At 55.1% G+C, this 22,597-nt stretch carries 27 protein-coding genes; 5 read left to right on the top strand and 22 right to left on the bottom strand.

Annotated features, from left to right (window positions below; genetic code table 11):
• Positions 1-176 precede the first annotated feature (176 nt).
• On the top strand, positions 177-443 hold the full coding sequence (locus BW956_RS17355) for a hypothetical protein (protein WP_010321628.1): 267 nt from the start codon (positions 177-179) through the stop codon (positions 441-443).
• A 27-nt stretch (positions 444-470) separates the two neighbouring features.
• Here the strand turns inward: BW956_RS17355 and BW956_RS17360 are convergent, their stop codons facing one another.
• The 4 genes from BW956_RS17360 to BW956_RS17375 all read right to left on the bottom strand — a co-directional run bounded on the left by BW956_RS17360 (position 471) and on the right by BW956_RS17375 (position 3,263).
• Positions 471-1,310, bottom strand: a complete 840-nt coding sequence (locus tag BW956_RS17360; protein ID WP_010321629.1) for a 23S rRNA (adenine(2030)-N(6))-methyltransferase RlmJ — start codon at positions 1,308-1,310, stop codon at positions 471-473.
• A gap of 17 nt (positions 1,311-1,327) precedes the next feature.
• Complete coding sequence (locus tag BW956_RS17365; RefSeq protein ID WP_076464746.1) at positions 1,328-2,014, bottom strand: hypothetical protein; 687 nt, start codon at positions 2,012-2,014, stop codon at positions 1,328-1,330.
• On the bottom strand, positions 2,014-2,799 hold the full coding sequence (locus BW956_RS17370; protein WP_076464749.1) for a response regulator: 786 nt from the start codon (positions 2,797-2,799) through the stop codon (positions 2,014-2,016). The genes BW956_RS17365 and BW956_RS17370 overlap by 1 nt, the downstream gene beginning before the upstream one ends.
• 149 nt (positions 2,800-2,948) lie before the next feature.
• Positions 2,949-3,263: a cupin domain-containing protein gene (locus tag BW956_RS17375; RefSeq protein ID WP_076464752.1), complete on the bottom strand. Its 315-nt coding sequence runs from the start codon at positions 3,261-3,263 to the stop codon at positions 2,949-2,951.
• Positions 3,264-3,396: 133 nt separating this feature from the next.
• Between BW956_RS17375 and BW956_RS17380 the strand changes: the two genes are divergently transcribed.
• Positions 3,397-4,917: an EAL domain-containing protein gene (locus tag BW956_RS17380; protein WP_083703129.1), complete on the top strand. Its 1,521-nt coding sequence runs from the start codon at positions 3,397-3,399 to the stop codon at positions 4,915-4,917.
• A gap of 7 nt (positions 4,918-4,924) precedes the next feature.
• Here BW956_RS17380 and BW956_RS17385 read toward each other — a convergent pair whose 3' ends face one another.
• From BW956_RS17385 to BW956_RS17405, 5 genes are all read right to left on the bottom strand, one after another.
• The gene (locus BW956_RS17385) at positions 4,925-6,088 is read right to left on the bottom strand and encodes an AAA family ATPase (RefSeq protein WP_010321633.1); all 1,164 of its coding nucleotides are present in this window, start codon (positions 6,086-6,088) and stop codon (positions 4,925-4,927) included.
• Positions 6,089-6,149: 61 nt separating this feature from the next.
• A complete protein-coding gene (locus tag BW956_RS17390; protein ID WP_076464758.1) occupies positions 6,150-6,485 on the bottom strand; it encodes a TfoX/Sxy family protein in 336 nt (111 codons plus the stop codon).
• A 26-nt stretch (positions 6,486-6,511) separates the two neighbouring features.
• Complete coding sequence (locus tag BW956_RS17395) at positions 6,512-7,213, bottom strand: response regulator transcription factor (RefSeq protein WP_076464761.1); 702 nt, start codon at positions 7,211-7,213, stop codon at positions 6,512-6,514.
• Positions 7,210-9,018 (bottom strand): sensor histidine kinase, encoded by a 1,809-nt coding sequence (locus BW956_RS17400; RefSeq protein WP_076464764.1) that lies wholly within the window; start codon positions 9,016-9,018, stop codon positions 7,210-7,212. Before BW956_RS17400 ends, BW956_RS17395 begins: the two co-directional genes overlap by 4 nt.
• A gap of 56 nt (positions 9,019-9,074) precedes the next feature.
• Positions 9,075-10,403 carry a vWA domain-containing protein gene (locus BW956_RS17405; protein ID WP_083703130.1) on the bottom strand — a complete coding sequence of 443 codons (1,329 nt, stop codon included), beginning with the start codon at positions 10,401-10,403 and terminating at the stop codon, positions 9,075-9,077.
• A gap of 255 nt (positions 10,404-10,658) precedes the next feature.
• Between BW956_RS17405 and BW956_RS17410 the strand changes: the two genes are divergently transcribed.
• A complete protein-coding gene (locus tag BW956_RS17410) occupies positions 10,659-10,904 on the top strand; it encodes a hypothetical protein (RefSeq protein WP_076464767.1) in 246 nt (81 codons plus the stop codon).
• A gap of 77 nt (positions 10,905-10,981) precedes the next feature.
• Positions 10,982-11,401: a YidB family protein gene (locus tag BW956_RS17415; protein ID WP_076464769.1), complete on the top strand. Its 420-nt coding sequence runs from the start codon at positions 10,982-10,984 to the stop codon at positions 11,399-11,401.
• 61 nt (positions 11,402-11,462) lie between these two features.
• Here BW956_RS17415 and BW956_RS17420 read toward each other — a convergent pair whose 3' ends face one another.
• From BW956_RS17420 to BW956_RS17480, 13 genes are all read right to left on the bottom strand, one after another.
• On the bottom strand, positions 11,463-12,182 hold the full coding sequence (locus tag BW956_RS17420) for a polyamine aminopropyltransferase (protein ID WP_076464772.1): 720 nt from the start codon (positions 12,180-12,182) through the stop codon (positions 11,463-11,465).
• 89 nt (positions 12,183-12,271) lie between these two features.
• Positions 12,272-13,579 (bottom strand): GGDEF domain-containing protein, encoded by a 1,308-nt coding sequence (locus BW956_RS17425; protein ID WP_076464775.1) that lies wholly within the window; start codon positions 13,577-13,579, stop codon positions 12,272-12,274.
• A gap of 91 nt (positions 13,580-13,670) precedes the next feature.
• Positions 13,671-15,746, bottom strand: a complete 2,076-nt coding sequence (locus BW956_RS17430) for a molybdopterin-dependent oxidoreductase (protein WP_076464778.1) — start codon at positions 15,744-15,746, stop codon at positions 13,671-13,673.
• A 159-nt stretch (positions 15,747-15,905) separates the two neighbouring features.
• The gene (locus BW956_RS17435; protein ID WP_076464781.1) at positions 15,906-16,187 is read right to left on the bottom strand and encodes a hypothetical protein; all 282 of its coding nucleotides are present in this window, start codon (positions 16,185-16,187) and stop codon (positions 15,906-15,908) included.
• An 89-nt stretch (positions 16,188-16,276) separates the two neighbouring features.
• The gene (locus BW956_RS17440) at positions 16,277-16,756 is read right to left on the bottom strand and encodes a YehS family protein (RefSeq protein WP_076464784.1); all 480 of its coding nucleotides are present in this window, start codon (positions 16,754-16,756) and stop codon (positions 16,277-16,279) included.
• Positions 16,757-16,852: 96 nt separating this feature from the next.
• Entirely contained in the window at positions 16,853-17,140 is a 288-nt protein-coding gene (locus tag BW956_RS17445) for a YkgJ family cysteine cluster protein (protein WP_076465071.1), read from the bottom strand.
• Positions 17,141-17,157: 17 nt separating this feature from the next.
• Positions 17,158-17,859, bottom strand: a complete 702-nt coding sequence (locus tag BW956_RS17450; protein ID WP_139327225.1) for a hypothetical protein — start codon at positions 17,857-17,859, stop codon at positions 17,158-17,160.
• Between the two features lie 96 nt (positions 17,860-17,955).
• Entirely contained in the window at positions 17,956-18,420 is a 465-nt protein-coding gene (locus BW956_RS17455; protein ID WP_083703131.1) for a GNAT family N-acetyltransferase, read from the bottom strand.
• The gene (locus tag BW956_RS17460) at positions 18,417-18,845 is read right to left on the bottom strand and encodes a GNAT family acetyltransferase (RefSeq protein WP_083703132.1); all 429 of its coding nucleotides are present in this window, start codon (positions 18,843-18,845) and stop codon (positions 18,417-18,419) included. Before BW956_RS17460 ends, BW956_RS17455 begins: the two co-directional genes overlap by 4 nt.
• A gap of 8 nt (positions 18,846-18,853) precedes the next feature.
• A complete protein-coding gene (locus BW956_RS17465) occupies positions 18,854-19,072 on the bottom strand; it encodes a VF530 family protein (protein WP_010321648.1) in 219 nt (72 codons plus the stop codon).
• A 95-nt stretch (positions 19,073-19,167) separates the two neighbouring features.
• Entirely contained in the window at positions 19,168-19,659 is a 492-nt protein-coding gene (locus tag BW956_RS17470) for a 2-thiouracil desulfurase family protein (protein ID WP_083703133.1), read from the bottom strand.
• A gap of 45 nt (positions 19,660-19,704) precedes the next feature.
• Positions 19,705-20,238 (bottom strand): GNAT family N-acetyltransferase, encoded by a 534-nt coding sequence (locus tag BW956_RS17475; RefSeq protein WP_076464793.1) that lies wholly within the window; start codon positions 20,236-20,238, stop codon positions 19,705-19,707.
• Between the two features lie 27 nt (positions 20,239-20,265).
• Positions 20,266-20,847, bottom strand: a complete 582-nt coding sequence (locus BW956_RS17480) for a YdcF family protein (protein WP_076464795.1) — start codon at positions 20,845-20,847, stop codon at positions 20,266-20,268.
• 579 nt (positions 20,848-21,426) lie between these two features.
• On the opposite strand from BW956_RS17480, the gene BW956_RS17490 reads away from it, so the two are divergent.
• Entirely contained in the window at positions 21,427-21,984 is a 558-nt protein-coding gene (locus tag BW956_RS17490) for a hypothetical protein (RefSeq protein ID WP_076464798.1), read from the top strand.
• The last annotated feature ends 613 nt before the right edge of the window (positions 21,985-22,597 follow it).

Below are 22,597 nucleotides of genomic sequence, written 5' to 3' on the forward strand. Positions count from 1 at the left end.
CCTACCACCGCAAGCCTAGAAAACAAATAGCCTTCCATTCTCGCACCTTGACAACCTTCGATCAACCGCCTACACCGCGTGAAACGGCCATTTACAACCAAGGTTAGAGACTGGGCGTACCCAAGTATTGGCGGTATAGTAGAAGCGATTAAAGATTCTGCGCCGGAGAGCACGACATGAGTATTGCCGAGATTAAAAACAAGGAGCGCGTGATCAACGAACTGTTGCGCTTTATTCGCAAAGTTCTGGTGGAGCCGGATATCAGTGAAAAGGCACTGGAGATTGCCCGTAAACACTTCAATGAAGAGAACGCGGAAGTCCTGATCGCCGAGGAACTGACCTCAACCACCAACGTCAAGATTCCGATTGAACACAGCGACGCCGACCGTCTCTTCCTGGAGCTGCTGGTCGACGTGGTACGTGACGAAAAGGCGCTCTACTAAGCACGCCTCTTCCAGAATGGCTGGGCCTTATTCAGGTACCAGCCAGTCCAGACGCCAGCTCCCGCTGCCCTTCTCCACTTCCAGCTGCTGCGCCAGCCAGGGCGATACCTCGGCCAGGGTTTCATCCAGCTGCCAGGGTGGATTGATCACCAGCATTCCGCTGCCATACATGCCCCGCTCACCCTCTGACGCACGGATATCCAGCTCGGAACAGAGAATCTTGCGAATCCCCGTCGCTGCCAGATCCCGTTTCATCTGCTGCCAGAGTCCTGCCGGTAACAACGGGTACCAGATGGCATAACAGCCGTTGGGCCAGCGCTTGTACGCCTTAGTGATGAACTTCACCAGATCGCGATATTCCTGCTTCACCTCAAACGCCGGGTCGATCAGCACGACACCACGGTTGGGCTTGGGTGGCAGCAGCGACAGTACACCCTCATAACCATCACGATGATGCACGTTGACCCGCTCGTCACCCCGGAACACATTTTTCAATGCATCGGCTTCGGCCGGGTGCAGCTCCATCACACTGATCACATCCTTGTCCCGCCCCATTTGAGCCGCCATCAGAGGCGAGCCCGGGTAGGCCAGCAGCTGCTGGTCGTTAACCGCCGCAACCTGTTCCAGATAGGGCTGTACCGCCTCCGGCGCCGACTGCTGCCAGAGCCGCGCGATGCCGTCACGGTACTCCCCGGTTTTCAGTGCCTGCTCGCCTTCCAGATCATAACGCGCCCGGCCACCGTGGGTTTCCAGATAGCTCCAGGGTTTGGCCTTGCGATTAAGTGACTGCAGCAAAAGGGTGAGCAGCAGATGCTTGTGCACATCTGCAAAGTTGCCGGCATGGAAGCCGTGCTGGTAACTGAGCATAAAGGGTACCGATTCAATTATTGGATGCGGGGCACATCCAGATGCGGGAAGCGTTGTACCAGACGTGTCGCCAGGGTGCGCAGCTCATTCCAGTTGCGCCCGTACAACACGGTATCACCGGCCTCGACATACGGCCCCAGCAGTCCTGGCAGGCCTGAGCCCAACTGGAACAGCGAGCCCCGTGTCTGGCCACTGCACTCGAAGCGGCCCGGCCGCGTCTGCGAGAACATCCAGCGCCCACCCTGCCAGCGCGGAGGCTGGTCAGCGCCGGCATTGAGACAGATGCGTACACGCTTGAACACCAGTGCGTAGGCGGTTTCACCCTCACGCTGCACACGGAAGGCGTTCATGATGCTGCCCTGTGCCGCGGTCACCGCCAGGCTGCCCCAGTTATTGCCCTGTCGGTAGAGCACCATCAGACGACGCGGGTCACTGACCGGTGCTGCACCCAGAGATTGATACTGCTGCGCCAGCACCAGTGGCAGCGACATGCGATAGTGCGGGCCTTGCAGGTAGTGATTCACCAGCTCCTGAGCCAGTGCGTCCGTGGTCCGGGTGGCGGCGACCGGCATTAGAGGTCGCAGCGACAGCGGCGTCACGGTCAGTTCCTGTTTCGGCTCAGGCGGTGGTGGCGGAGGTGCGGCACAGCCCCCCAGCAGCACAGCCAGAACCAGAGGGACACGGAGCCGGGCAAGAATATTCATCAGCGGACACTGGCAATGTATTTGGACAGATGAGCCATTTTATCCGGGTCCTCATCCATAAAGCTGACCAGCACATCCACGTAGGCGGCATCCAGCTTCTGCTCGGTGGCCTGCACCGAGGTGACAAAGCCGTTGATACGGGCCACGCTGTCACCGGACAGCTGCTCGATATCCACCACAACCTGCTCCAGCACCTGCGGGAAGGCGCCTTCATTCTTGATCACGACTTTGACTTCGCGCAGGTTGAGATCCTTGATGGCACAGCGGAAGGTCTGTTTGCTGTTGCGCAGCTGCGCCAGCCCTTTGGGCTTGGCCATGGATTTGGCAGGAGCCGACTGCGGCTTGGCCTTCTGATCATCATCCAGCATCGCCTTGGCACGGGCCTGCTGCTCGGGACTGAGCTGCTGTCGCTTGCTCAGCGCCTTGACCATTTTCTGTACCAGCTGTTCACGGGTAAACGGCTTGCCCAGATAGTCGTTAACGCCCGACTGGATCGCCTTGAGCACATATTCACGCTCACCACGACTGGTTACCATCAGAAAGGGTGTCTGTTTATAGGCATCCTGGGCACGGCACCACTGCAGCACATCCAGGCCGCTCGTTTCGGGCATTTCCCAGTCGCAGAGAATCAGGTTGAACTGTTTCTGCTGCATGGCGCGAATGGCCTGGGTGCCATTTTCAACCGCCATGACGGTAAAGTCGGGAAAAGATTCCCGAACCATGGATGTCACACGCTCACGAATGAAGCGGGCATCATCCACGACCAGAATATTGAGTTTACTCATCGATAGCTGTTTGTCCGAACAACGCTTTAACTGAGCACACTGTCCCACAAACTAGCGTCTGACTGAACCCCCAGCCCTTGTTTCGGGGCAAAAAACAGGCGTTTAAACGGCCTGTAAGTGCAGATTCCCGCTCCGGGCTTCCCGCACGCTTAACCATAGAATACCGCCAGCCACACACTGGTCTGTTCAGGATCGGTCCAGCTGACGCGATGGCGCCGATGCGCGGGAATATTGAGGTAATCGCCGGGCCCCAGGCGCACCACCTCTCCATCCTCAAAGGTCAGCTCGCTCGCGCCCTCAAGCAACAACACCCACTCATGTTCATCCTGGTCATACCAGCCACTCTCGGGTGAGGTTTGCCCGCGGGACAGAATACGCTCGATGCGACAGCCAGGCATGCTCACAAGGTCCGTGAACACCTCCTGCGGCAGGTTAGCGGGAATATGATCGCGGATATTCGGCATATTGTTCCTACCTCTTCCATAAGATTGTGTTGCATTTTGGCAACAGCATTTATTGAACTACACTCTTTAACTGGCACTACTTGTCAGTATCTTCCAGTCAATGGCAAGACGACACCTCTAGAGGGAGACTTTCGTGAAGCACGGAGACGTTTCAGGTTTGGATAAGCTTGCCGTTGCTGCGCTGGCAGCACTGATTGCACTGCTGATCTACTGCACCGCCGTCGCCCTGCTCAAAAAAGATTACGAAGCCTATCTACACCAGCAAATTGCAACGGGCTTTGCACAGGTTGATGAAATATCCCGGGAAGTACTGACCACACTGAACCAGCTGGAAAGCAAACCGATCAAAAGCTGTGACGAACAGGCACTGCACCAGATGCGACAGGTTGTCTTTCTGTCCCAGCACATCAAGGATATCGGCTTTCTTCAGGGCGACCGCCTGATATGCACCACAGGCATGGGTCACCTGAACACACCGGTGCATAATCACAATCCGGATTTCATTGGTAAGCTGGGAGCCAAAGTCTGGATCAATATGCCCATTATCCTGACTGACTTTGAAGTCTATGCCATTGTGGTACAACTTGAGCACTTCAATGCAGTTATCCACCGTGACTTTCTTGACTCCCTCATTACCGGACAAGTCTTCTGGAAAATATCCTTCGCCAACAGCAATGGCTCTCTTACCCCACTGGCGGGTCCCTTGGTGGAAGCCGAAAACAGTACTGCAAACACTGACTTTTTACTTGAGGAATGCAGCAACCGCATCCCTTATTGCCTGACAGTGGCAGCGTCCAATGACCACTTCAGCGATCAGTATCGCCTGGTTTTGTTGGGCTGGCAGGTCATTGCCGTACTGGCATTTGTGTTCTGCTGGCTAGCCGGTGGCCACTTTCTTCGCTATTACCGTTCCACACAGGCCCGTATCACGCGCGGCCTGCATCAGGGTGCCTTTTATTGCCTGTATCAACCCATTGTCGAAATCAGCAACGGCAAGGTGATTGGCTGCGAAGTGCTGGCACGCTACAAGGATGCCAAAGGCGACCTGTACCCGGACGAGTTCATCCCCCTCATCGCCGAACACAACAATACCTGGCCCTTTACCCGCGCCATCATTCAGCGCACTTTGCAGGACATTGACGCCTGTGATGGGCTGCCTGACGGCTTCAAAATCAATATCAACTTTTATCCACAGGACATCGAATCGGGTGCCATTCTGGAGCTGCTTGAACATCCGGACTTGAAGCGCCAGCAATGCCGCTTTGTGGTAGAAGTCACCGAAAACGAAAAACTGACCAGCCGGGCAGCCGGGCAAACCCTTTCGCTGTTGAGCGAAAACGGTTTCGAGATCGCCATTGATGATTTCGGTACCGGCTACTCCAACCTGCGCCAGATTCAGGAATACAGCTGCCACACACTGAAAATTGACCGCAGTTTCATTAGCGAAATGGAAGCCGGCTCCATTCGCGCGACTTTGATCCCGCATATTGTTGATATTGCTCGCAAGATCGATGCACGAGTGGTCGCCGAGGGAATTGAGAACAACATGCAAAACCAGGAATTGATCAGCGCCGGTGTCACCTATGGCCAGGGCTATATGTTCGGCAAGCCCATGCCCCTCGATAAACTGTTGAGCATGATCGCCAAGGGCTGAGAACCCGCTAGTCCGGCCAGTACCAGGCAGGTATATCAAACTGGCCCAGATTCGCCGCACGGGTCTCACCCAGTTCCTTGTCCAGCTGAATCGAACAGCAGCTCTCGCTTTGCTCCAGCGTGGCAATAAGACGTGAGGCATGAGACACCACCCAGACCTGGCAGTGTTCGGATGCCTGCAGAATAAGTCGCCCCAATGCCGGCAGCAGGTCCGGATGCAGACTGGTCTCCGGTTCATTCAGCACCATCAATTCCGGCGGCCTTGGCGTCAGCAGGGCCGCGACCCAGAGAATATACCTGAGGGTGCCATCCGAGAGTTCCGATACCGCCAGAGGCCTGAGCAATCCTTCCTGCTGCAGCTCCAGAAAGAAACGGCCATCATCTTCACGGCGCACTCGCAGGTAAGCGCCCGGAAAGGCATAGCTGATCGCTTCATCCAGAGCGGCTTCATCGCCGATTTCACGAATCGTTTGAATCGCCGCAGCCAGATCCCGGCCATCATGATGTAACACCGGCGTACGTGTACCCAACTGGGGCTGGCGAGCCGGAGCATCACGGTCGGTACGGAAATGGTCGTAGAAGCGCCAGCGGCGAATGTTTTCGCGCAGCTGAAACACCTCCGGTGTGCTCTGGACATCAGCGACCTGATCAAACAGGGAATCGAACCCCGGCAGGTGCTGCGCTGCCACCTGCCATTGGCGTCCGTCCCGCACCCGTACAGCAGGCCCCTTACGATCCACCAACAGACTGGCAGGACGATAGAATTCGCCGTACCAGATGCCTTCGCGTTTGATTTCCGGGTCCAGATTAAATACCGACCGAGGAACAGGCTCCGGCAGTCCCAACGAGATCGCATAGCCATAATCATCACCGGCAAAGCCCATGCGCAGACGCTTCACCTGCTGACGCGGCCCGCCCTGCACCGGCACCTCACCCCGACGCATACGCGCACTGATTTTCTCCGGGCCGGCCCAGAAGACGGAGTCCAGCCCACCATCCGCAGCCAGTGCATTCACTACGCCGCCCCGACCCACCTGGGCCAGCAGACGCAGCGCCTTGTAGAGGTTGGATTTGCCACTGCCGTTGGGCCCGGTAATCAGGGTCACCTGCCCCATCGGTAAAGTGAGCTTTAAAATGGAGCGGTAGTTTTCAATGGCGAGAGTTTTCAGCATCCTGGTGTTACATCCCTGTGGTTTCGATCAGCAAGCCTCTGCCTCCTGACAGGCAGACGGCTCAGGATTTGCGCCCTCTCAAGGCCGCCGCATAGGCCAACGACGCCCACTCGCGCGCCACTTCTGCATCTTCAAAGATTTCGTCCGGTGCCAGGTAGTAGGACATTTTAATCGGCTTGCCGTTTTTCACATATTCAAACGGGGTAAGCCCCTGAGCTTCAAACGCTGCTCGGGATAGATTATCGGTTTTGAGATAAAGCATATTATCAGCCACCAGCGCGAACATCAGGCCATCGTGATAGATGCCATAACCGCCAAACATGCGCCGGGCACGGACAGGCCCGAACAGGGCAAAGACTTCGTGAAGGTTCTGAACAAATTCATTCTCGGGCTGCATGGGCACCTTCCTCCACCAGGGGTGGTCTAACCATCATAGCGATACCCCATACCATGCACCGTCTGAATAATCTGAGGCGACTGGGGGTCAAGCTCCACCGCCTTGCGCAGTTTGGAGATGTGCTGATCAAGGGTGCGACTGCTGGGCAGATATTGACGCCCCCAGCACTCATCAAAGAGTTCATCCCGGCTCAGCACCCGGCCGGGGTTGCGGTGCAGCAGCTGCAGAATGCTCAGGTCGCGCAGACTCAGGTCGATCTTCTGCCCTGCCCGCTCGGCACGCAGCTGATCCGGAAACACCCGCAGATCGCGCATCTGAAAGCCCGATTGCGCCGACTCCGTAGCCGTCTGTGCCAGACAGCGGCGTGTGACCGCATGGATGCGTGCCACCACCTCACGGCTGCCGAAAGGTTTCTTGATGTAATCATCCGCACCCAGTTCCAGCCCCAGCACCTGATCGATCTCTTCCGATTTTGCGGTAATAAAGATCACCGGCAGCTGCTGATCCTGCTGGCGAATACGGCGGCAAAGGGCGTAGCCATCCAGCTTGGGCATCATGATGTCGAGTAAAACCAGTGCAGGGCCTGTTTGCGCGGCTATCTTTTCCTGATACAGCGCCCAGGCCTGCTCGCCATCTGCGGCCTCCAGACAGTCGTAGCCTTCAGCTTCCAGCAGATCACGCAGGCCCAGGCGAATATTGAGATCATCCTCGGCGATCAAGATTTTCATGCCTGTGTCTCCAGTCGTATCTCAAAATGGGTGCCTTTCTCGCTCGCCAGCAAGACCAGATCACCGCCATGGGCACGGGCGAGATCGCGCGCCAGCCCCAGCCCGATTCCCGTACCGGTGATGCCGTCGGTCAGGCGGTTACTGCAACGATAGAAGGGCTCGAATACCCTCGCCCGCTCAGATGCGGCAATACCCGGCCCCTGGTCCTGCACGGACACACATAGCTGGCTCCCCTCCAGCCAGCTGGCGATGCGTAACGCACCGCTGTCGGGGGCGTATTTCTCACAATTACTGAGCAGGTTGTTGAGGACCTGCTCCAACAGGGCCGGATCATACCGGAGGCTTTGACCAATACCGGGGGCGAACTCGGGTTCGATTAAACGTTGCCGAAGCAATGGCGAAAAGGTTTCCAGAATGCGTGCGATCTGTTGGTCGGGGTCCTGACATTCCAATGACAATGTCAGCTGCCGGCGCTGCAATCGTGACAAGCTCAGCACATTATCGATCAAACGGGACAGGCGCTGGCTTTCATTACTGATGACACCCAGGTAGCGCCCCACGGACGGGTCGTCATCACCGTCCAGGCGTTGTTCCAGCATTTCGGCATAGAGTCGCACATTGGTGAGCGGTGTTTTCAGTTCATGGGAAACCTGGTTCACGAAGTTCACCCGCTGTGCTGCCAGCTGCACTTCCCGGCGATGTTCGCGATAAAACAGATAGCCCAGCCCCACCAACCCCAGGCCGAGTAAGACAAGCGGGAGGGTTAGCGTCAGCCAGGCTGGCGGCCCACCGCCCTGCAGGGCCGGGGCGTGGTATTCCAGGCTCCAGCTGCCCAGTGGGTGACTCAAACCCAGGCTGCGCAGCGGCGCGCCTTTTTCCTGGTAATCACCCCAGCGGTACAGCGTATTGGCCTGGCTATCGAGCAGTTGAATCTGTGCGTCGCCCAGTGCGTCACGCCCAGCCCCGGCATCAGGCAAACGGTTAATCAGGTCTGACAGCAGGCGTGCATCATTGAGCACAAAGCCCAACGTGCGGCCCTGGGGGTCACGCCACCAATAAATATGTATCAGGCGCGCATCCACATACCAGGCGATCCAACCGCTGTCAGTGATATCAGCTTCGCTCTCAACAGACATATCGGATGCCGCCTCGGCCTGCTCCGCCGCGCGTGCATTCTGGCGTGGCTCGGCCTTGGCCAGACTGGCGGCCGGGGGTTCAGCCGCATCGGCATCGGCCTCGCTGGCATAATCACTCAGGTTATCGACCAGTTCGGCAGGTGCCCGTTGCGCCAGCTGACCGCTGACAAAGTAATCATCGGAACGCTTGGCTGCAGGAGTGTCACTGGCCGCAGCCGGGGATGGTGACACTGTTTGAGGGTCCGCATCCTTGGGTCGTAGCAGGCCCGGCGACTGCCACAGTGGCTGGAGACGCTCCACCAGACGTTGCTCTTCCCGACTCAAGGGTTCATTCCGAGGTGGAAACTGGCGTTGATCAGACTGATCCAGCACAAACAGCTGTTGTACCTGCGCGGATCGCTTGATGAACGTTCTCAGTGCATCGGCAGGGTAATCAGGATCGGCCCGACGGTAGAGATCCATACCCTGCCGTTGCAACAGGGTTTCCAGTTGCTGAAAGTGACGCTGGAGCTGCTGGTCCACCGACTCCAGCTGCTGCTCGACCAGCTTCTGCAGCTGCAACCCGACCAGTTGCTGCTCGTTCTGCTGCAGGCGGTAACCCAACCAACCCAGCAACAACAACGGCAGCAACACCAGCAGAATCAATAACAGGGTGGCGCGGTATTTCATGGCACTCCCGAATGCAGCCAGGCCCGGTGTCGTTCAGGACCACACCGGGCCAGCGCTCAATAACTTTGTTGGGTGGCGCGCTTGTACTGTTTCTCGCGCAGCTCCTTGCGCTGGCGGGTCCAGTCCTCTTCCGAGGATAGCGTATCCGCATCCTGGAGTGCTTCCTTTTCCTGGGCTTTCAACGCGGGCGACGCCAGGGCTTCGGCCTGGGAACCCAGATAGGCCGCGCTTTTTTCCAGCAGCTGGCGAGCACCGTCTACATCCCCACGGTCACGACGCTCTACAGCTTCTCGACTGTATTCGTTGGCGACCTGCTCGACTGCAGACTCCAGTGCTGGCTTATCCACCGCGGCCTGCACTTCAACTTCAGATGCGCTGAAGCTGGCCAGCACCCGTCCATCCAGTTGCGACGCACGCCGAGTCGCCAGATTGGCATAGTCGACCTGTACCTGTGCCAACTCCAGTTCAGTGCCCGCGCTTTGGGCCGGTACTTCCACTTCCAGCACAAGATACTTTTCCTGCTCACTGTAAAGCTGATTAAGGCGCGTGCGTACACGATCACCGACCACTTCGGCCTCACGTCCCAACAGACGCAGCGGCCTGACACCATTGAGACAACGAATCTCGATCACCAGGTCCTGGGCCACCACCGAGAGCACATCGCCGAATTCATACTGGAACACCCGTGCCAGGTCGGAGGCATTCTCGACAAAGGCATGGTTGCCATCACTCATGCCTGCCAGCTGTGTCATCAGGTCTTCGTTGTACCCCAGTCCCAGTCCGATCGTGGTAACACTGATACCCTCCGCCGCCAGAGACTGACCCAGACGCCCCAGCTCAGAGGGCGAATGGGGCCCCACATTGGCCAGACCATCAGATAGAAGGATGACACGATTGACCCGGTTGCGATCAATGAACTTGCGCAGTTCCTGCCCACCCTTGCTGACACCGGCAAAGAGTGCCGTATTACCGCGCGCATGGATACGGCGAATGGCCCGATAGACCGGTTCTCTGTCCACTAGCCGGGTGGCCGGCACCACGACATCAACCTGAGAATCATAGGCCACCACCGACAGGATATCCCGTTCATCCAGTCGCTGAATCGCCATGATCGCCGCTTCACGTGCATGGCGAATCTTGTCACCACCCATGGAACCGGAACGGTCGAGCACAATGGCCACATTAGCTGGCGTGCGTTCGCTGCGCCCTGCCAGCTCAAAACCATCCAGAGACAGTTTGATATAGGCTTTTTGCGTCGTATCAGCGGCCATGACCGGCGTTGCCAGACTAAGGTCCAGCTCTACTTCCTGTGCCTGCGCCAAAAAGGGCGCGCACAACAACAGGCCGGCAGCCAGAATGCGTTTGAAAATATTGAGAGGACTCATGATCCGACTCCTTTGCAGCGTGATAGTAATAAACCCCGTGTCAGCTGCACTCTAGGCCGGGCAATGAAGGCGTTGGTCAGATGGATGTAGAGAGTATGTAAAAGATTTGTAAGCGGGCCGGAACTATTTTTTTGCACCTGCGTTATAGCACTTTCATCAAGCTGGTCTAAATTCAAAGACGGTGTTCAAAAAACGAACACCCGGATCACACAATCCGTGCGCACGTTTCAGGACTACTGAGAAAGGGAAAATACCATGGCGTATGTAAGCATTGATGGCAAAAAGTATGAGAAAGAACTGCTCGAACTGGCCAAGGCTCACACCACCGGCCGCGGCGAGGGCAAGATTTCCAAGGATGAAGCTGCAGACCTGCTGAAATCGGCCAATGATGGCCAGGGCGTTACCGATACTGAGCTCGACACCCTTAAATACATCCGCGAAACCTTCGATTTTACCGATGCGGCAGCCAGCTTCTTCGACGAAGAAATGGCCAAGCTCTGATAACACCCACCCCCGGGCCTTGGAGCCATTCGGCCCGGGCCTGTTCTCTCCAGCCAATGAATCTCGAGAGGTACAACATGAGCCTGATCAATATGGCCGCGCAGCTGTTTATCAGCAAACTGGGCGGCACTGGTGAACAACTGGATACCGGCAGCGTGGTTGCTGCATTGCAAAATTTATTGCCCACTGAAGGGGGCGAACTGGATTTGAGTGCACTGGTTGGTCAATTCACCAGTGGCGGTGGTCTGGCAGACCTGGCCAGTTCCTGGCTTGGCGGAGGTGACAACGAAGCGATATCGCCCTCGACCCTGATGGACGTACTGGGCAATGACCAGGTATCAGAATTTGCCGGCCAGCTGGGACTGGGCGAAGACACTGCGGCGGAAGGCCTGGCGCAGATGATTCCTGAGTTGATTGATGGCAACAGCGAAGGTGGTGATCTGCTGGGTGGCGCCGTTGGCGATATGGCTAAAGGTATGCTGGGCAAGCTGTTCTGAATGTCCTTAAAAGGGCCAACCCTTATGGCTTGGCCCACACCTCAATGCTGGTTCTGACGGATCACTTCACGCACACATATACCGAGTTGGTGGCTTCACCGCCCTGGAAGGGGTTATCGAAGGTCACCACATGGGACTCAACACGGGTAAATACGGTTTTCAACAGCGCTTCAAATTCAGCGTCGGGCAGGTTCTGCGACCACATGGCGAACACACCCTGGGGTCTGAGTTGCTGCGCCATCAGAGACAGATTTTCCGTAGTGTAGAAGCTGGCATTGGCCGGGTTCAGGTACTCGCTGGGCGAGTGGTCGATATCCAGCAGGATGGCATCGAAGGTTTTGCCCGCCTGCTCGGGATCAAAGCCGGTCTGCGGGTCCGTGGCAAGATCAAAGAAACTGCCCAGTACGTAGCGATTACGCGAGTCGGCATTTAGCGTTTTGCCAAGAGGCACCAGCTCATCACGATGCCAGCCGATCACGGTTTCCAGCGCATCGACCACCAGCAGCTCAGCGATACGCTCATCATTCAGCGCGGCAACGGCGGTATAACCCAGCCCAAGACCACCGACCACGACACTGAGGGACTCGCCTTGCACGGCCGCCAGCCCCAGCGTCGACAGTGCCTCTTCTGCCGCAACGAACATGCTCGACATCAGAAACTCGTCACCCAGTTTCACTTCATAGATATCTCGATTTCCCAGTGCCGGAATGGTGCGGCGGCGCAGGGAGACCTGCCCCAAGGGAGTGGCCTGGCTATCAATTTCTTCAAACAGTCGAGACATGGGAGAGCGGTCCTGAAAAGGTGAGCGAGGATGTAGATCCAGTTGGATGCGGGACAGGATAACGCCTGACGCCATGGACGGAAACCGGCTTACCGGGTCCCCGTCTGATTCTGCACATAGACAAAATCGTTTTTGCCGCCTTTCTTGACCAGGTACATGGCCGCGTCGGCTGCTTTCAGCAGCGCCTCAAGGTCCGCGCCATCCTGTGGATAACGGGCGATGCCGATACTGGCACTGACACAGGCCTGGGTATCCACAACCTGAATCGGCTCCTGCAGCACTTCCAGAATGCGGCTTGCCACCGAGGTGGTATCCGCTTCCTTATGATCATGGGACAGGAGTACCACGTATTCATCGCCGCCAATTCGCGCCAGCAGGTCTTCCGAGCGGATCACCGATTGCAGCCGTTGCGCCACTTCGCACAGCACTTCATCACCGGCACTATGGCCCAGGGTATCGTTCACGGACTTGAAGCCATCCAGATCGATAAACATCAGCCACAGGGTCTGGCCATTGCGCTCGGCATGGGCGATTTCGGTTTTGGCCGCTTCCTGCATATAGTGCAGGCTATGGACGCCGGTCAGGGCATCTTTCATGGCGATGTCGTGCAGCTTGGCACGGGCGGCTTCCACTTCATCCAGCGCGTGGTACAGCTCGGTAAAGTCGTACTCCACCACCAGAAACAGAAAGTCGCCATTCAGCGGATGGCGGGTACGGCGAATGTCCAGACTGTGCCGGCGTGGCCCTTCACTGGTCTGCATGATGTAATCACAGCGCCCTTCTTCACCCGCCTGAATCTTCTTGAGTCGCTCGCGCCCCTCGTCCGGATCGGCAAAGCGGGCCACAAAGGCACAGTCGCTCTGGGCTTTGCCCTGTTCATGGAGAAAGTTATAGGCATCGGTGGCCGCCGGGTTTTCCACCACAGGCTGACCCTCAAGGGTAAAGGTGGTGGCCGGTACGCGGGTGTAGCGCATCGCCTCCATCAGCAACAGGTTCTCCGGCTGTTCACCCAGGTTCACCTGTTCATTAATGTAGGCGATGATGCCGCGATGTTTTTCCGGCCCCAGGAGTACGGCACGGTGCATCATCAGCAGCGTTTTGGGCTTGCCGTTGGGGTAGGTGGTCCAGGGGTCCACGGTGAGGCCGTCTTTGGCTGCCAGCTCAAAGGTTTGCAAGGTACGATCACGCGCGCCCTGGGTATCGCCAGACAAGTCCTTGTCGATCAGTTGCTGCAGGCAGTCCAGCCCCCAGAACTCCACGGCTGCGGAGTTGCCCCACCACCAGCCGTGCTTGTCCAGATCGAACACCCAGACCACATTGGGAATCAGCTCATAGAGACGCAATTCCGCATGGGTTTCGATATGAACCAAATGATCATACTGATCGGGCTTTGTCATATTCTGGCGACGACCTCCACTACTTAGGCAAACTGACTCTATAGTAGGCCAGTTGTGGAAAAGTGGATAGCGCCACCAGTGGTGCCTGGCTTTAGCCCGCTTTAAGCCACACGCGGGTATCGTGAAACACGGCACCGCCTGCCGGCGCCGCCGGTTCGGCACTGGTCAGTGTGTTGATACCCTGACCGCCAATAAAGGCACTGTTGGGCCAGATACCTTCGACAATCACCACACCCGGTTGTACCCCTTCAAACAGGGATACATGTACGCGCACCTGGCCATGGTCGTTGCCCATGCACAGGATGTCATCCTCAACGACGCCGATGCCTCGTGCATCGCGCGGATGCAGTAATACGCGCGGCTTTTTCTCCTTGCGTTGCGACCCAGGTGTTTCGGTGAACGTGGAGTTAAGAAAGGTGCGGGCCGGTGCCGTTACCAGCCTGAACGGATGGTCATCGTCGGCGTTATCGATCAAGGGCGCATGGTCCGGCAGCGACGGCAAACGCCCTTCGCTATCCCCCAGAGCCACCCAGTCCGCTTTGAAGTGGAAGCGCTTGTCAGCATGGCCAAACCCATTGAGGAAATGTGCGGTATCGAAATCCAGCGCACAGTCCAGGCCCTGTTGCTGATGGATCTCGTCAGCACTGGGCAGGCCGCCCTTGGCCAGCGCCTGATCCACCAACTCCAGCGCTTCAACTTCAAACAGCGGATGCTGAACACCTAACCGCTTGGCCAGCTCGCACACCACCCAGTGGTTGCTGCGACAGTCGGCATAAGGCTCAATGATCGCCTTGCTGACCTGAAGGTAGGTATGGCCGCTGGCGGTATAGATATCGTCATGTTCCAGGAAAGTGGTAGCCGGCAGCACAATATCGGCCATGGCGGCGGTTTCGGTCATCATCTGCTCGTGTACCACCACGAACAGATCATCACGTTCAAAGCCTTCTCGCACCTTGGCCGACTCGGGAGCAACGGCCATGGGGTTAGTATTCTGAATAAACAGCGCCTTGACCGGCGGCCCTTCGCCAAGGTCACGCGGATCACCCGTCAGTACCGGGCCAATACGTGACATATCGAGCATACGCACTTTGGGGTTGAGCAGCTCAAGGCCATGCAACGGCGAGCGGTCCAGATCCCGGTACAAGCCGCTGTTGGAGTAAAGCGCGCCGCCGCCCGGATATTGCCAGGCACCGGTCAGCGCCGGCAGGCAGCAAACCGCATGCATATTGGATGCGCCATTACGGGAACGACTGAAACCATAACCCACCCGGATGAAGCTGCGCTGAGTACGGCCATAAAGACGGGCAAACTCGATTATCTCATCCACACTCAAACCGGTGATATTCGCCGCCCATTCCGGTGTGCGGGTGCTCAGGTGCTCGCGCAGCTCGGCATTAAAATCGGTGTGCTTGTCGAGGTAGTCCTTATCTTCCAGGTCATCCGCCAGAATCTGATGCATCATGGCACTGGCCAACGCACCGTCGGTACCGGGACGCAGCTTGATATGCAGATCGGCCTGCTTGGCGGTGGGTGTCTCGTAAGGGTCGATCACCACCAGCTTGGCCCCGCGTTTACGGGCCTTGGCAATGTGTGTCATCACATTGATCTGGGTATGCACCGGGTTACCGCCCCACACCAGAATCAATTCACTCTGCTCAATCTCCCTGGCATCGACACCGCGTACCTCACCAAAACCGGCTTTCCAGCCCGCCTGAGCGATGGCAATGCAGATGGTTTCCTTCTGCCCGGAATAGCCCAACGCATGACGCAACCGATGGGCCGCCCCTCGCTGAGCCCAGCCCATAGTGCCGGCATAAAAATAGGGCCAGATAGCTTCAGCGCCCTGTTCATCCGTTATCGCCTGGAAACGCTCAGCAATGGTATCCAGCGCCTCGTCCCAGCTGATTGGCTCGAATGCAGCCAGGCCAACACCCTTGTCACCCACCCGCTTCAGCGGCGTGCTCAATCGCTCAGGATGATGAACCCGCTCGGCATAGCGCGCCACCTTGGCGCAGATCACGCCGTCGGTATAGTCGTTGTGCTTGCTGCCGTGGATACGGCCAATGCGCTGTGAGTCGAGCTTTTCAACCTGCAGAGCGCAGGTGGAGGGGCAGTCGTGGGGGCAAACCGCATAATGCTGGCTCGCACCCTGTTTGCTGTTCGTCATGGGCGTACCTTTCTGAGCATTGACCGGCACTGGTGGCCTGTTAGAAGCACAGTCTAGCGAAGCCTCGCCGTGAGACAAACCTGGGTATATCAGGAGGCACGCCAGAGGACGACGCCCGACAAGGCCGTCATCGCTGCAGGCAAGAGGATTAAAGAGGGGTTAAAGGGGCGCCACACCCTCCACTTCAGTCACACTGTTTGCGTTGGCTCTTTCTATGATTTTCAACAGAACCGTTTGGATGCTCTCGTCTTCCCGCACATCCGTTTTCGATGTGAAACGCTGCTCCTGGGGTTCTGCGCCTTCTTCCTCAATGTACTGGATGGCAACCTCCGTTGCCTGCTCAGGTGTTTCACCGAAATAGGCAAGGGATACCAGTGGATATCCCTTAAAGCCCCGGTTGATCTTTTTCGCTATTCGCTTTTTTGCTTTCTCTACGTTCATTCGAACCTCGGATGGTGAAAAACTGAAGAAATTAAAGCGTCACATTGAAGCTTGAGACAGGAACACGGGTTTGAGCCAACGCACCTCCTCTATGATTTCGACTCAGGGTCAGACGGGCGCAAATGAATCTGCAGCCCCATCAGGAAGTAGCGGAGAATCTGATCCTTGCACACGCGGTAGTTACGGGCACCGGGCTTGCGGAAAAACGAACTTAGTTCGGGTTTGCTCAAGCCAAACTGCGCCAGCTTACAGATTTCGATGATCTCTTCCGCTTTCAAATTCAGGGCAATGCGCAGCTTTTGGAAGATCATGTTGTTGCTAAGTCTTTCTTCCGGCTCGGGCTGTTCGCCTTCCCGTTTGCCACGCTTCAGGTTGATCAAGCCGTTCAGGAATATGGCCAGCTCTTTATCGCTCATTTTGATGAACTGCGCATCGTCGTCTTTTTTGAGCCAACCGCTGACCTGCTTGCCCGTTACGCTATGGTCCGCCTGCGCGAATATGTCGACCATTGCATGATCTTTAAAATCAAACGCATACCGCAGGCGGCGCAAAACATCATTATTATCCAAAACAGATCCTGATCTTGTGAGCCCGGCCTTATCACGATGATGACCGGTGTTACGCCGATGTTAACAAATTCCCATCCAGCGCGTTTGAAAGCGGGCTTACAGGCAGGCGGTGCGCTCCTCAATGCACTCGTAGGAGCCCATCTCGAATTCACGGCAAATCCAGGGCCGGTTTTCGTAAATCGTGCACATGAAGGTGTCCCTGTCCAAGGCGGCACACCAGCCATCGTCCAGCCTCAGCATCGTCTCGCCGCCGTACTCATCCCGCGAGATGAATTTTTCCGGCACGGGTGCATCGCAGATAAGCAACACCTCCAGACGGCAACAACAGGCTTTGCAGTTCGAGCAGGCAACGTCAATAGAGGTGTCTTTAATCGGTATATTCATCAACAGGCCTGTCAGCCTCACTCAGAAGGGGTTGGTTTATCCACAGGCCCAGGCGGGTCGGCAGGTTCGGCCCCCAGCGCAGGCTGGGCCTGGTCTTTCAAACGAAAGGTAAACTCGCCACGGGAGAAGGCATCACGAGCACTGGCGGTGATATCACGGATCTGCATCAGCGATTTGAACATGAAGAAGCCGAATACCGACAGCCCGACCAACAGCAGGATGCCTACATAGATCAGCCCCCACTTAACCTGGCTGATCGACGCTGCCACCGTTTCCTGCACGGAGACAATCACCGGATCGATCGCTTCTACTTTGGTTTCCTTCACAATATCCGACACCAGGCTCACCGTGGGTGCCCTGGCCTTCTCGATATTGTTCCCGGCATTATCCAGGGTGTGATCAATCCGCGCTGTCACGGCTTCCATACTGCTGGCAATACGCTCGATACGGGCCAGATCTTCAGAACTCAGTTCCCCCTTGCGCTCCTTCAAGGCTTCCATGGTCTCCGCCAGCGAACCCGCTGCGTCTTTCAGCAACACCACCGACTCATCCAGCCCCTGAATCTCCACCGTCACATTCACATAACGTGCAGGCGATGTTTCCGAGCCAGCGACCGGCTCAATCACAGGATTATTGACCGGCTCTGCGGCGGCAATGGCCTGTGCAGGCAGAGCAAGGGCCAGCAGAAGCGTTAACGTCGAAGCAACTTGAGGGTTCATGCGCATGTCGATCCTTGAGTGTGATAAGCGGCAATGGCCAGCGTTGGACAACAACCAGTTTGGCACAGGCTCAAGCACCTGCGCGCTGGCAGCAGCTTAAATGGATTCCGTATCGCCAGAGTACAACATCCGAATGTGCTCCACCCCGGTACGCGGCGATGCGAAGGCTTCACCCTGGGGCAGAAAACCCTGCTTGCGGTACAAGGCCGTGGCCGTGAGGCGTGCATTGAGGAAAACCTCCTGCGCACCCTTTCGCAGGGCATGGCACACCAATGCATAGAGCAACCGGGAACCATAGCCCTGACTTTGGTACTGCGGCGACACCACCATTTGCGAGACCTGATAGCTCTGCGGTTCCACCTCGGTTAAGCGACCATAGGCAATCAACTCACCCGCGTCCGCTATCGCCATGTGGACGCTTTGGCTCTCGACGGCATCCTGTACCACGCTTGCGGGCAGCCCATGCGCGGCAAAAAACAGTTCATGGCGCAGCATCAACGCGGCCTGATACAAAGGATCAGCCGAACTGATTTCAGTGGCCTGCAAACCATCATCAGTCACCGATCCAACTCCAGCCGTTTGCCCAGCCCCACCACATTATCGTTGCCGTAACCCAGCGCATCGTAGAAAGCGATTACCGCCGTATTGGTGCTGCGCACCTGAAGGTTAATCTTGGGACAGCCTTTCTCGCGCAGCCGAGTTTCCACCGCTGCCATCATCGCCTGCCCATAGCCCTTGCGCTGATGCGAAGGCTTTACCGCCAGGTAATTGATCCAGCCGCGATGACCTTCATAACCGCCCATCACCGACGCAACCACTTCGCCATCCAGCACGCCCAGCAGGAACAGATCGGCCCCTACCTGAAGCTTGCGGTCGATATCCTTGTTGGGGTCATTCTGCGGCACTACCAGCCCACATTCTGTCCAGAGCGCAATCAACGCCTGGCGGTATTGCTCTGCAAAAATCTCGATCTGCATATCAGCCATACCAGCAATCAGTTGAAGGTCTGCAGATAAAGCGCTTCCACCTTATCTCGCGCCCACTGGGTTTTGCGCAGGAACTTCAGTGACGATTTGATCGACGGCTCGTTGTAGAAGCAGTTCACATTGATCTCATCGTAGAGGCCATCCCAGCCATAGTGTTCGACCAGCCGGGTGAGAATCTTCTCCAGGGTCAGTCCGTGCAGAGGGTTGTTGGGCTGTTGCTGGCTCATAAAGGGTGTCCGTTGATGTGTGTGGCTGTAAGTCTATTCGGTTCTGTGGGGAGGGACAAAGATCTGCAGCTTCCGCCTTTATCAGGGGTGGCACACTACTCGCCTGCAGCCTCAATCAACTGACAAACATCAGCGATTTCATGCTGACTGAAAACCTGAATACCATGCTGTCGCAGCAGAGCTGCTGTAACCCCCTCACCCGCAATACGGTTACCGGTAAAGCTGCCATCATAGATAAATGAACTACCGCACGACGGGCTGGACTCTGCCAGTATGGCGACCTCGATGTTGAGCTTCTCGCACAATGCCAAGGCGATAGACGCACCCTTGGTAAAATAATCGGAAACAATGTCACCGTCTTTTTCGATCACATCAGCTTCGCCATTCAGAACACTGGCCCCCTGACCCTGGAAAATTTCCGCAGGCCTTCGAGGAATGCTCATGCCTGCATCAACTTCAGGACATACCGAAACCAGCCGCCCCTCTGCCTGCCATTTGGCCAGCACAGCATGCTCGACCGAGAGACTGCCAGCGTCATACCGGACTTTATTGCCCAACAGGCAGGCACTCACTAAAACTTTCTTCACTTCAATTCCTAATACAAACAGTAGCGCGCAGACAATCCAACTATCTCAGCCCCGAAAGCTTTCACGTCGCCACTCTTCAAAATACATACGATAAATTCGCACAGGCCTGCCGTGAAACTCTTGCATGCTGTAATCCCTGAACCCCGATTTTTCAGTGACACGAACGGACGCCACATGCTCAGGTTCGATAATCACCACTACCGAATCGGAGTGCTTTTGCTCAAAGGCATATCGCATAACACCCTGCGCCGCCTCAGTGGCAAAACCCTGATTCCAGTATTGTTGCGCCAACCGATAACCCAGGTTGGTTTCTTCTACATCACCCACCAGCTCAGGGCCTACGCCGCAGAAGCCAATCAATGTACCTGTTCCCTTCTCAACCAGCGCCCAAGGCCCTACGCCATAGGATTCGTAACATTGGAGGCACCAGTCGACGAATTGGCGCGTAGCCTTCTCATCACAAACACCACGAAGTGAGTACTTCATCACCTCCGGGTCGCTGAGTATCTCTGTCAGTGCAGGGACATCTTCATGGGTGAAGGGCCTGACGCTCAGCCTTTCCGTTTCGAACAGTTGCACGTTGATCTCCTTATTCAGTGCCAAAGACTAGCGCGTCAGCTTACCGAGTTGATAACCGATGAAATAGTAACTTTCAGATAGAAGCATTTTCGCCTTTGAGCTGAAACTCTTGTAGCGACTGGTCGTTGTAGGTGATGGCAAGGCATCCAGGCCGATATCCTCAGCCATCGTCATCGCACGTTTCATATGAAGAGGGTCACTCACCAGCAGTACAGTCTCAATCTGGTGTAAGGACAAAAGCTCCTTGGCAAATATCAGGTTTTCACGCGTAATGGTCGATTTGTCTTCAATCAGGATTTGGTCCGCAGGAATACCCTGGTTGATCGCATACGCCCTTGCCACCGCTGCTTCTGACTGCGTGTCACCATCTCCCACACCTCCGGTAAAGATAAGCGTAGATACCTGACTTTCCCTGTGCAGTTTGATTGAGTGCTTAATTCTTTCTTCAAATACAGGCGAGGGATCGCCACCCCAAACAGCGGCCCCCAATACAATCGCAGCATCTGCCTTCGCATCAGCGGACTCGAACGAATAGAGATAGACCGATGACATCACATATAGCGGGTATGCGATTATTACAACGCATAACAGCGTAACAATTTTCTTCATTACCCATCCTTGGCAGTGCGTGAATCAAGAGCGGGGAGCTTGCGAAATATCGGCACAACAAATCAACCTGCTTTGATCACCCCACAGCACGAAGGAAACTTCGAGCAGCCCCAGAGCTGCTGACCTTTGTTCTCACCTCGCTTGGCCTCTCGTAGCACCATATCACTGCCGCACTTGGGACAGGCAACCAAATCGTCCTTAGCCTCTTTAGCTTCAACAATGCTCTTAACGAGCTTCACATGCTGACGGTGGGTAGCAAAGGAGCGTGGATATCGTCCTGCTTCTATCTGCTTAACAACAATGCCCTTAACTCGGACGATATAAATAGTGTCGTATATATACATCAGGCTGGAACTAAGCTTGATACCAAATTAAGCGTATTCTGCAGCAGCAGATTCAAAACCTACGAGTCCGAGGAAATACAAGGGGAATGGTTGTAGTTCACCTAAAGTGTTAGCGATAAGAGATATAAATTCAAAATAAATACCAAGTGTAGTGTAGCTTTATGACCACATATTGACCAGCATTTATAAAGCCACTATGGTTCGCATTCAATCATAATAGGAAGGAGCCTAGAACATGGGATTGATTAAGCAAGAGTTTAGAAACGAATACACAAAAGGAACTGTTTTCGTATTGGATTACCCTGCTAAAGAATTTAGGGAACACCTCGTAAATAACACGACCTATTCGGAAAACCCTCGGATCAATGCAGCAGCTCAAGTAGCTTCAATGAAAATGCTTCGACGCACTATTCAAAGCATGAAGCATGGAGATACACGGCCGATTAGACTTCATACCATAGTGTGTACCCCACTGACCGCTGATAATGCTAATGACGCCACAAGTAAGCAATATATGTTTGCAAATGCTGTAGCGGGTGCTATTACCTCAGCCATTGTTTTCCTAGTTGGAAAAAAAATGCCGAAGAAAGTTCAGGATAATAAAACAGCAAATACTGGTATAAGTGCCACTGTCAGTCTTGTTATTGGTTCTCGCGTGCGTAAGTACATAATTAACAACATCCGAAAATATAATGCTGGCGATGTGGATATAATGACATTCATTGAGGTAAATGGCGGGATTGGTCCGCAATACTCGTTCAATGGAACATACTTGACATTAGACGAATATTAAAAATATGATTTACATTATTATCGGTTTAATAGGAACTTTTTTTTCATTCGTTTCTTACAAATATATCCCTGTTTTTCCGAGAAGATTAATAGGGGGGATAATGGCTTTAGGTGCTACATCCTGCTTGTTATTACTAACTCCTGATTTTTTTAAATATCAGTTTGAAATTATAGCAGCCTTTTTAGCTTTTGGTCTTTTAATATGTATGGAAAAGAAATAGAGCCAAATAATTTTATTGGAATAATTATAATAATTCCATGCTGAATAATTAAATATTTTCCCAATGAGGTAAACCTAAAACATCAATATCATATTTTTCGCACACAAAATCTAAAAATATAAGGGGGCTTTGCCCCCTTATAATTAAAGTAGATTACTCAGCCCCTTATAATTCCAAGGTAGCTCACTGCCTTGAACGTTAACACATGGCTGGATGCCTTTACACCCAACTTCTGGCGTGTATTACGTACTGATGCCAAAGGGGGTTCAACGAATCAATGACTGCATTTTTCCCTGAGCCAGGGCAACCAGCAAATACTACTGGGTTAACCAACTGGGCCTCACTTGGTTACTAATCTTGACGAAAATGTAGATGCTGAACTGCAACAATAGA

The sequence above is a fragment of the Marinobacterium stanieri genome (assembly GCF_900155945.1).
GTDB lineage: Bacteria > Pseudomonadota > Gammaproteobacteria > Pseudomonadales > Balneatricaceae > Marinobacterium > Marinobacterium stanieri.